The 10,042-nt window shown below is 67.9% G+C and carries 9 protein-coding genes; 6 read left to right on the top strand and 3 right to left on the bottom strand.

Annotated features, from left to right (window positions below):
* Positions 1–384 (bottom strand): DNA-formamidopyrimidine glycosylase family protein (locus ACTHL9_RS08885; RefSeq protein WP_440518489.1); only part of this gene is annotated, 384 nt, incomplete at its 3' end.
* Positions 385–575: 191 nt separating this feature from the next.
* Between ACTHL9_RS08885 and gcvH the strand changes: the two genes are divergently transcribed.
* From gcvH to ACTHL9_RS08860, 5 genes are all read left to right on the top strand, one after another.
* Positions 576–962: a glycine cleavage system protein GcvH gene (gcvH, locus tag ACTHL9_RS08880; RefSeq protein ID WP_440518488.1), complete on the top strand. Its 387-nt coding sequence runs from the start codon at positions 576–578 to the stop codon at positions 960–962.
* 31 nt (positions 963–993) lie between these two features.
* Positions 994–1,479, top strand: coding sequence for an FHA domain-containing protein (locus ACTHL9_RS08875; protein WP_249335951.1), 486 nt, complete (start codon positions 994–996; stop codon positions 1,477–1,479).
* Between the two features lie 10 nt (positions 1,480–1,489).
* Positions 1,490–2,215 (top strand): transcriptional regulator FtsR, encoded by a 726-nt coding sequence (ftsR, locus tag ACTHL9_RS08870; RefSeq protein WP_440518487.1) that lies wholly within the window; start codon positions 1,490–1,492, stop codon positions 2,213–2,215.
* The gene (locus ACTHL9_RS08865; protein WP_138413878.1) at positions 2,215–2,721 is read left to right on the top strand and encodes a bifunctional nuclease family protein; all 507 of its coding nucleotides are present in this window, start codon (positions 2,215–2,217) and stop codon (positions 2,719–2,721) included. Before ftsR ends, ACTHL9_RS08865 begins: the two co-directional genes overlap by 1 nt.
* A gap of 206 nt (positions 2,722–2,927) precedes the next feature.
* A complete protein-coding gene (locus tag ACTHL9_RS08860) occupies positions 2,928–3,524 on the top strand; it encodes a MerR family transcriptional regulator (RefSeq protein WP_440518486.1) in 597 nt (198 codons plus the stop codon).
* Between the two features lie 85 nt (positions 3,525–3,609).
* Here the strand turns inward: ACTHL9_RS08860 and ACTHL9_RS08855 are convergent, their stop codons facing one another.
* Positions 3,610–4,434: a ParA family protein gene (locus ACTHL9_RS08855; protein WP_440518485.1), complete on the bottom strand. Its 825-nt coding sequence runs from the start codon at positions 4,432–4,434 to the stop codon at positions 3,610–3,612.
* A gap of 214 nt (positions 4,435–4,648) precedes the next feature.
* Here ACTHL9_RS08855 and ACTHL9_RS08850 point away from each other — a divergent pair, with 214 nt between their 5' ends.
* The gene (locus ACTHL9_RS08850; protein WP_440518484.1) at positions 4,649–8,050 is read left to right on the top strand and encodes a pyruvate carboxylase; all 3,402 of its coding nucleotides are present in this window, start codon (positions 4,649–4,651) and stop codon (positions 8,048–8,050) included.
* A 107-nt stretch (positions 8,051–8,157) separates the two neighbouring features.
* On the opposite strand, the gene ACTHL9_RS08845 is transcribed toward ACTHL9_RS08850, so the two are convergent.
* Positions 8,158–9,972, bottom strand: coding sequence for an AMP-dependent synthetase/ligase (locus ACTHL9_RS08845; RefSeq protein ID WP_440518483.1), 1,815 nt, complete (start codon positions 9,970–9,972; stop codon positions 8,158–8,160).
* Positions 9,973–10,042: the final 70 nt, after the last annotated feature.

Raw genomic sequence — 10,042 nt, 5'->3', positions numbered from 1 at the left:
GGTGAGGTCGATGCCGGTGGTTTCCTCGCCGCGGACGAACCCGAAGCGGGCCGCCACGTAGCCCTTTCCACGGACCGGGGTCGGCGCGGGGAGCTGGTCGGAGATCCGCATCCAGCCGCCGAGCGCAAGATGCACGACGACGGAGATGCGGGCTTCGTCGTCGTCCTTGGGTTCGTCCGCATCGCCGCCGGGGGAGGTATTGATGACGACGAACTTCCCGCGCCGGCCCACGAACTCCACGCGACGTCCCACGAGCGAGGTGTACGGGGGATCCGCCGTCTTGAGCGCATGGATGGCCGGGAAGAGTGCCTGCTCGATCGTTGCGCCCTTGAGCCGCTCGTCGAGATACGCCGCGAGTGCCGTGACCTCTGGAAGTTCGGGCATGGCCGTGCCTTTCCTCAGCGCTTCGTAACCCTCCTGCCAGGCAACATCGTCCCAGAAAATGACGCACCGAACAGGGGAAACGGCGCACTGAAGAGGGGAAACGTTGTGCCTATACTTTCTGCGATACCGCCCAGTCGCGATGAATTCCGCCGACGAAATTCCGGGCACACCTTCGATGAAAGGCGAGCACCATGAGCAACGTCCCCGCCGACCTCTCCTACACCGCGGAGCACGAGTGGGTGGCTGCGTCCGGCGAGGACGGGGTGGTGCGCGTGGGCATCACCGATTTCGCGCAGGACGCGCTCGGCGACGTCGTCTATGTCCAGGTGCCGGAAATCGGCACCGAGGTGAGCGCGAATGCGGTGGTCGGCGAGGTCGAGTCGACCAAGAGCGTGAGCGACATCTACGCCCCGGTAGGCGGGACCATCGTGGCCCGCAACGAGGCGCTCGACGGCGATCCGGCCCTCGTGAACAGCGATCCGTACGGCGAGGGCTGGCTCTTCGATGTCCGGCTCAAGGACGCGTCGGAGGTCGACGATCTGCTCAGTGCATCCCAGTACGAACAGCAGGTAGGGTAGAAATCTGGGGATACGCCGAAGAGGAGGAATGATGGGCAGCGAGGAGCGTCGTGGTCTGGACGCGGGTGAGGCCACGCAACGCGATGTCTCGGCGTCGGAGACGACGTCCATCCATCTGCCGCCCATTGGACAGGAACCCCTTCGGACCCGTCAGCTGACGTCGGAGGAGGCCTCGGCGATCGCGGCTCTTCCGTTCGGCTCGGCCCTTCTGATCGCTCATTCGGGCCCCAACGCGGGGGCCCGCTTCCTGCTCGACTCGGCATCGACCACCGTGGGCCGGCATCCCAACGCGGACATCTTCCTCGACGACGTCACCGTCTCGCGACGCCACGCCGAGTTCCGCCGGGTCGACAACGGCGGATTCGAGGTCGTGGACGCGGGGAGCCTCAACGGAACCTACGTGAACCACGACCGCGTGGACCGGGTGACGCTGCGGACCGGCTCCGAGGTCCAGATCGGCAAGTTCCGTCTGACCTACTACCAGAGCCCTGCCCGCAACACGGCGAGGTCCGCCTAGGGGGGAGCGCATGGCACTCGCTCATTCCGAGCGCAGGGGCGCGCCGAGCCTCAACATCGGGGATGTACTCGCGGCCCTGGCTGACGATTTCCCGGGCATGACAGCGTCGAAGATCCGCTTCCTCGAGGAGAAGGGCCTCATCTCGCCCCAGCGCACGCCCGCAGGCTACCGCCAGTACGGGGAGCGTGATGTGGAACGTCTCCGGTTCGTCCTGGCCCTCCAGCGCGATCAGTACCTTCCGCTCAAGGTCATCAAGGACTACCTCGACGCCATCGACCGTGGCGAACGCCCCGAGAACCTCCCCGGAGGCCTGAGTCTTGCCCCCAGGGCGGTGAGCGATGAGGTGGCGGCCGAGCTGCAGACCACGCGGCCCCGCTCGCTCACCGAAGAGCAGCTCCGTGCCGAGTCCGGCGCAAGCGCCTCCCTCGTCGAGTCGCTTCGGAGCTTCGGGCTCATCGCTCCGGAGGATGAGCGCTACGACGAGCACGCGCTCCAAGTGGCCCGTGCCTGCGTGCAGCTTGAGTCCCACGGGATCGAGCCTCGGCACCTCGGCCTGTTCCGCGCGGCCGCGGAGCGGGAATTCGGGTTGGTGGAGCGCGCGGTGGCGCCCGTCGCGTCCCGCCGTGACGAAGCGGCACGCGCCCGCACGGCTGAGACGGCCCGGGAGATCAGCGACCTATGCCTGACGCTGCATCGGGCGCTCGTGCATGGCCGCATTTCCAGAATGGAGGGGTGATGATCGAAGTCGAGGTCGTGGGCGTGCGGATCGAGCTGCCGTCCAATCAGCCGCTCGTGCTCCTCAAGGAAAAGCACGGCGAGCGGCACCTGCCCATCTGGATCGGCACGGCGGAGGCCAGTGCGATCGCCCTCGCCCAACAGCACGTGGTTCCTCCCCGCCCCCTCACGCACGATCTTCTGGTGAACGTGGTCCACGGCCTCGGACGTCAAGTGGTGAGCGCGACGATCGTCGCCGTCCAGGACAGCGTCTTCTACGCTCAGCTCGGATTCGACGACGGAACGGTCATCGAGTCGCGGGCTTCGGACGCGCTTGCCGTGGCGCTGCGCGTGAGCTGCCGCATCTGGTGTGCGGATGCGGTCCTCGAGGAGGCCGGGGTCCAGCTCGCGGAGGGGAGCGAGGAAGGCACCGAAGAGGCGGCCCCTACACCTGAGGAAGAGGAGCGCGAGATGCGCCGTTTCCGGGAGTTCCTTGCCGACGTGGAGCCCGAGGACTTCGACGAATAGGCCGACACGGAAAGCCCGGAGGCTCGGGTCTTTGATTTCGGAACCCACCCCCTCTAACGTCGTGAGTGGACGCTCCCATTGCATCGCTGGCCTTCTAGGGGCGACACTGGTAGTTGCGCTGATCGGTGTAATTACAGTGCTGCTCTTTCGGGGCCCCCTCTTGGGCGGTGCAGCATCCTCAGGGGGAGCGAGAGAAGGAGGGTGACGTGAGTCCCACCAAGGACGAGCCAGGCCAGCTGCGTCAGATCAGCGGCCCCGGTGTCGATGTCCCCGTCGGGGAGCAGGGCCTGCTGTTCAGCGAGGACCTTCCTGTTCTCGACGAGGAGGCCGGCTACCGCGGTCCGACGGCGTGCAAGGCGGCTGGCATCACGTACCGCCAGCTCGACTACTGGGCCCGCACGGGTCTCGTGGAGCCGACCGTGCGAGGCGCTGCCGGCAGCGGCTCTCAGCGTCTCTACGGTTTCCGCGACATCCTCGTCCTGAAGGTTGTGAAGCGGCTGCTGGACACGGGCGTGTCCCTTCAGCAGATTCGAATCGCCGTCGGCCACCTCCGCGAACGCGGGGTCGAAGACCTCGCGCAGATCACTCTCATGAGCGACGGGGCGTCGGTGTACGAGTGCACCTCCGCCGATGAGGTCATCGATCTGGTCCAGGGCGGTCAGGGCGTGTTCGGCATCGCCGTCGGACGCGTGTGGCGGGAGGTCGAGGGGAGTCTCGCGGAGCTCCCGAGCGAGCACGCAGAGGATCAGTCGTTCCCCGGCGACGAGCTGAGCCGCCGCCGCGCCGCCCGGAAGACCGGCTGAGCCGAGGACGACGGCGTCTCAGCCTCACACCAAGAAGGGCACCCAGGCGGGTGCCCTTTTTGTGGTTGTCGGTGGTGCGTGGTTGTCAGCGGGCCGACCGGGAGCGGAATTCGCGGTTCTGCTTCATGACGGCATCGAGAAGTTCGTCGTACAGCGCAGCGGTGGTGCGAGCTGCGTCTCCGGGCCAGTGGTGCACAGCGTGGGCGGCACCCTGGATCTGCTGCCAGTTCGCAAGCTCGGGAATGCTGGGCGTGAGGAGCAGCGGACCGAACATCTGCTTCATCTCCTCGAGTCGGTAGGCATGCTCCGTGGAGGACGGCCGCACGCGGTTGGCGATGATCCCGGCGGGAGCGAGCTTGGTTGCCGATTCCTGGCGGAACAGCTGAATGGCCCGCATGGTCCGCTCGGTGCCGGCCACGGAGAACAGGCCGGGTTCGGCAACCAGCAGGACCCTGTTGCTGGCCCCCCACGCCATGCGCGTCAAGCCGTTGAGCGATGGCGGGCAGTCGATGAGGACGAGCTCGTAGCCGTCGAGGCCCTCGAGGACGGTGGAGAGCCGCTTGAGGTCGCGGCGCCCGAGGTCCGGCCGGTCGTACACGCTGCTGAGGGAGCCGCCGAAGGCGACATCGAGCTTGCGCTGTCCGCGTCCTTCCAAGCTGGCCGCGCGGCGAACCCAGCTGCTACTGACCACGTTGTCGCTGAGGGGCGTCCGGCGCGGCGATTTCAGCATCCGCGCCACCTCGGCCTTGCCGTCGGCGGCCACGCCGAGCGCGGTCGAGGCATCGGCGTGGGGGTCAAGATCGACGACGAGGGTCGGGATGCCCGCGGCGAGGGCTGCGGAGGCCAGGCCGGTGGTGACGGACGTTTTACCGACTCCACCCTTGAGGCTGCTGATGCTGACTACTTGCACTGGAGAATCCACTACCTCTATCCGCTGGCCGACCTTCACCATCCTAGTGGTCACTCGGGTGCACTCAGGTCCAGCCCTGTCACTTACGGCGCGGCACATTACAGCCCCTGACGCCGTGATTCCAGCCACACCGCGTTGAGTTGGTAGTTTGCTTCGGTAGAGACTAGGCACCACCTAGCCGGACCCCTTTCAGTGCCCCCGATCAGGAGTCGACGTGTTCTCGAAAATCTTGGTGGCCAACCGCGGAGAGATCGCCATCCGAGCGTTCCGCGCTGGCTACGAACTTGGTGCCAAGACCGTAGCGGTCTTCCCGTACGAAGATCGAAATTCCATTCACCGTCAGAAGGCGGACGAGGCCTACCTCATTGGCGAGGAGGGCCATCCCGTCCGCGCGTACCTCGATATCGACGAGATCATCCGCGTCGCCAAGGAAGCCGGAGCGGATGCAATCTACCCGGGCTACGGCTTCCTCTCCGAGAACCCGGACCTCGCCCGGGCTGCCGCCGAGGCGGGCATTACCTTCGTGGGCCCCCCGGCCGAGGTGCTGCAGCTCGCGGGCCACAAGGTCCACGCGCTGGAGGCCGCCCGGAAGGCCGGCATTCCGGTCCTGAAGTCGAGCGCCCCGAGCGCGGATGCCGAGGAGCTGATCGCTGCGGCGGACTCAATCGGCTTCCCCATCTTCGTCAAGGCCGTTGCGGGCGGCGGCGGTCGTGGCATGCGCCGCGTCGATACGCGGGAGGCCCTCCCGGAGGCCCTGAGCGCGGCGATGCGCGAAGCCGACGCGGCGTTCGGCGATCCCACTGTCTTCCTCGAGCAGGCCGTGCTGCGTCCGCGCCACATCGAGGTGCAGGTCCTCGCGGACGCCGAGGGCAACGTGGTCCACCTCTTCGAGCGCGACTGTTCGCTGCAGCGCCGCCACCAGAAGGTCATCGAAATCGCGCCCGCCCCGCAGCTGGACGAGTCGATCCGCCAGGCCCTCTACGCGGACGCCGTCAAGTTCGCCAAGGCCCTCGGCTACGTCAACGCCGGAACGGTCGAGTTCCTGGTGGACACCGTGGGCGAGCGGGCGGGCCAGCACGTGTTCATCGAGATGAACCCGCGCATCCAGGTGGAGCACACGGTGACCGAGGAGGTCACCGACGTCGACCTCGTCCAGGCGCAGCTGCGCATTGCGTCGGGGGAGACCCTGGCAGACCTCGGCCTCTCCCAGGAGACGATCCAGCTCACGGGCGCGGCCCTCCCGTGCCGCATCACCACGGAGGATCCAGCCAACGGCTTCCGTCCCGACGTCGGGAAGATCACGGGCTACCGTTCCGCCGGCGGAGCGGGTGTGCGCCTCGACGGCGGAACCGTGTACCAGGGCGCGGAGATCAGCCCCCACTTCGACTCCATGCTCGTCAAGCTCACGTGCCGCGGTCGCGACTACGCGACCGCAGTCAAGCGCGCGCGGCGAGCCCTGGCGGAGTTCCGGATCCGCGGCGTCTCCACGAACATCCCGTTCCTGCAGGCCGTCCTGGACGACAGCGACTTCGTGGCCGGCAACGTGGCCACCTCGTTCATTGACGAGCGGCCTGAGCTTCTGCACGCCCGAAGCTCGGCCGACCGTGGCACCAAGCTCCTCAGCTGGCTCGCCGACGTGACGGTGAACAAGCCCCACGGCGAGCTCACGGTCCACGCCGATCCGCGGGAGAAGCTCCCGGCTGTGGATCTCTCCAAGGCCCCTGCTGGATCGCGACAGCGCCTCCTCGAGCTCGGCCCCGAGGGCTTCGCGAAGGCCCTGCGCGAGCAGACTGCCGTTGCCGTCACGGACACCACCTTCCGCGATGCACATCAGTCGCTCCTCGCCACGCGCGTTCGGACCCGTGACCTCGTGGCGGCGGGGCCGGCAGTCTCCGTCCTGACCCCGCAGCTCCTCTCCGTCGAGGCGTGGGGCGGCGCCACCTACGATGTTGCGCTTCGGTTCCTCGGCGAGGATCCGTGGGATCGGCTCGCGGCCCTCCGCGCGGCCATTCCGAACGTCTGCATCCAGATGCTTCTGCGCGGGCGCAATACGGTCGGCTACACGCCGTACCCCGAGGAAGTCACGGACGCGTTCGTCAAGGAAGCAGCTGCGACCGGCATCGACATCTTCCGGATCTTCGACGCCCTCAATGACGTGAGCCAGATGGCTCCGGCCATCCGCGCTGTCCGGGAGACCGGCACCGCGGTCGCCGAAGTGGCCCTCTGCTACACCGGCGACCTGCTGGATCCCGAGGAGCCGCTCTACACGCTCGACTACTACCTCGAGCTCGCTCAGAGGATTGTCGATGCGGGCGCCCACATCCTGGCCATCAAGGACATGGCGGGCCTCCTGCGTCCGGCGGCCGCCGCGAAGCTCGTCTCGGCGCTCCGGGAGCGGTTCGACCTCCCGGTGCACCTCCACACGCACGACACCGCGGGGGGTCAGCTCGCCACACTGCTCGCCGCGGTTGAGGCAGGGGTCGACGCTGTCGACGTCGCCTCGGCGTCGCTCGCTGGCACCACGAGTCAGCCGCCGGCCTCGGCGCTCGTCGCGGCCCTTGCGCACACTCCGCGCGACACGGGGATCTCGCTCGAGGCCGTGAGCGCCCTCGAGCCGTATTGGGAAGCCGTGCGCCGCGTCTACGCGCCGTTCGAGTCCGGGCTCCCGGGTCCGACGGGTCGTGTGTACCGCCACGAGATCCCCGGCGGCCAGCTCTCCAACCTGCGCCAGCAGGCCATCGCGCTCGGCCTGGGAGAACGGTTCGAGGCGATCGAGGACATGTACACCGCGGCGGACCGGATCCTCGGCCACTTGGTCAAGGTAACGCCGTCGTCGAAGGTCGTGGGCGACCTCGCGCTGCACCTCGTGGGCCTCAACGCGGATCCCGCGGACTTCCAGGAGAACCCGCAGAAGTACGACATCCCGGACTCCGTGATCGGCTTCCTCGGCGGCGAACTGGGCGACCCGCCCGGAGGCTGGCCCGAGCCGTTCCGCACGAAGGCGCTGCAGGGCCGGACCGTGAAGGTCCGCGAGGAAACCCTGAGCAGCGAGGACTCGGAGGCTCTGCAGGGCGATTCGGCGACGCGCCGGGCCACGCTCAACCGTCTCCTGTTCCCCGGCCCGACCAAGGACTACCTGACGAGCCGCGAGACCTACGGCAACCTGTCCGTGCTCGACACGCGGGATTACCTCTACGGGTTCCAGCGGGGCAAGGAGCACGTGATCGAACTCGAGCGCGGCGTGCGCCTCATCGCGCAGCTGGAGGCGGTGTCTGAGCCGGACGAGAAGGGCATGCGCACTGTCCTCGCTCTGCTCAACGGCCAGTCGCGCCCGGTCTCGGTCCGCGACCGCTCGGTGGAGAGCAACGTGCAGCAGGCGGAGAAGGCCGATGCCTCGAACCCGGGCCACGTCGCCGCGCCGTTCGCCGGGGCCGTCACGGTCACCGCGAGGGAGGGCGACGTCGTCAAGGCTGGCGACACGGTCGCGACGATCGAGGCAATGAAGATGGAGGCCTCCATCACCACGCCGGCCGCCGGCCGTATCTCGCGCGTCGTCATGAACGGCGTGCAGCAGGTCCAGGGCGGGGACCTCCTGCTCGTCGTGGCTCAGGGCTAGCCGACGGCAAACAAGGCCGACCGAACGCCGAAACGGCCGGTGGGGCAAGCGGAGACGCTGCCTCACCGGCCGTTTCGGCCTCGTCAGAAGGCCTGTTCACAAGGAGCTCAGACGGTGCTGGGCTTGGGCGCAGCGTAGATCTCGTCGACGATTGGCCCGAAGTCCGCCATGATCTGAGCGCGCTTGACCTTCATCGAGGGTGTCAGGTGGCCCGACTCCTCGGTGAAGTCCGTGGGCACCACGCGGAACGCCCGGATCGCCTCTGCCTTGGACACTGTCGAGTTCGCGCGGTCGATGACGCCCTGAACATGCCGTCGCACCGTCTCGTTCTCCGCGGCCTCGGCCATGCCCAGCGCGCGTTCTCCGTGCCGCTCGAGCCAACCGGGCAGGGCCTCCTCGTCGAGCGTGACGAGTGCCGCGATGAAGGGACGCCCCTCGCCGACCACGACGACCTGCGAGACGAGCGCGTCGGCCCGGATCTGGTCCTCGAGCTGGGCTGGCGCCACGTTCTTGCCGCCTGCGGTGACGATGATCTCCTTCTTGCGGCCCGTGATCGTCAGGTAGCCGTCGGCGTCGAGCTCTCCGATGTCGCCCGTGTGGAACCAGCCGTCGGTAAAGGTCTCGGCCTGGAGCTCGGGAAGGCGATAGTAGCCGCGCATCACGCTCACGCCCTTGGCGAGGATCTCGCCGTCGTCGGCGATGCGCACGGCGTTGCCGGGCAGCGGCGCGCCGACCGTGCCGATCTTCACCAGCGACGGCGTGTTCACGCTGATCGGCGCGGTCGTCTCGGTCAGCCCGTAGCCCTCGAGCACGAGGAGGCCGATCCCGTGGAAGAAGTGGCCGAGCCGCTTGCCGAGGGGACCGCCGCCCGAGACGGCGAAGCGGATCTGGCCGCCCATCGCCGCCCTGAGCTTGCGGTAGACGAGCACGTCGAAGAGGCCGTGCCGGAGGCGGAGGCCCAGACCAGGGCTCCCGCCGTCGTCGTGAGCCGCCGACCACGCGATCGCGGTGTCAGCCGCAAGTTCGAAGATGCGCCCCTTGCCCTCGTTCTCCGCCTTGGTGGCGGCCGAGTTGTACACCTTTTCGAAGACGCGGGGCACGGCGAGGATGAAGGTCGGCTGGAAGCTCTGCAGATCCGCGAGCAGATGCTTGATGTCCGGGGTGTGCCCCACCTGCACCCCGGCGGCGACGGTCAGCACGGAGATGAACCGTGCGAAGACGTGCGCGAGCGGGAGGAACATGATGGTCCTCGCGCCGGGGGAGACCACCTCGTTGAGGGCTGCCGCAGCGTTCTCTGACAGCTCGACGAAGTTGCGGTGCGTGAGCTCGCACCCCTTGGGCCGGCCCAGTGTTCCCGAGGTATAGATGATGGTCGCCAGGGAGTCGAGGTCGACGGCGGAGCGCCGCGCCTCGAGCTGTTCATCGGTCACGCTGGTCCCGGCAGCCCGCAGCAGGTCGAGGCCAGCGGGAGTCATCTGCCACACGTGCGTGAGGCTGAGTCCTTCGGAATCCACGGCCTGCCGGATGATGTCCTCATGGTGGGCGGCCTCGCCGAACGCGGCGACCGCTCCGGAATTGCCGAGGTTCCACGCCACCTGAGAGGGCGAGGAGGTCTCGTAGATGGGAACGGAGACGCCGCCGGCGAACCAGATGGCGAAGTCCACGAGGGTCCACTCGTAGCAGGTGCGAGCCATGATGCCTACGCGGTCTCCCGCGTTCAGGCCGGCCGCAATGAGCCCCTTGGCGATCGCCTCGGCATCGCGGCGAAATTCGGCGGCCCGGACATCCTGCCATTCCCCGCCCGCGGAACGGCGGGCGAAGATCGGCGGGTTCGCTGGCTTCTCAGCCTGCTCGATGACGAAGTCGGTGATATTCCGTGCTACCGCGTGGGGAACGAGGGGCGGGACGATCTTCTCGCGCACGTTGACTCCTTTGCTGTGCCCTCATGGGTGCGTACCTCAACCTTAGCCAAGCTGGTGACCACTGTGGCCT

The sequence above is a fragment of the Sinomonas sp. genome (genome assembly GCF_051955515.1).
Classification (GTDB): domain Bacteria; phylum Actinomycetota; class Actinomycetes; order Actinomycetales; family Micrococcaceae; genus Sinomonas.
The sequence above is the reverse complement of the archived record's forward strand: the minus strand, read 5'-3'. Positions and strand labels throughout refer to the sequence as shown.

Excerpts from the sequence above, each read along its gene's own strand:
- gcvH (WP_440518488.1), top strand. The coding sequence starts at position 576 with ATGAGCAACGTCCCCGCCGACCTCTCCTACACCGCGGAGCACGAGTGG.
- ACTHL9_RS08875 (WP_249335951.1), top strand. The coding sequence starts at position 994 with ATGGGCAGCGAGGAGCGTCGTGGTCTGGACGCGGGTGAGGCCACGCAA.
- ftsR (WP_440518487.1), top strand. The coding sequence starts at position 1,490 with ATGGCACTCGCTCATTCCGAGCGCAGGGGCGCGCCGAGCCTCAACATC.
- ACTHL9_RS08865 (WP_138413878.1), top strand. The coding sequence starts at position 2,215 with ATGATCGAAGTCGAGGTCGTGGGCGTGCGGATCGAGCTGCCGTCCAAT.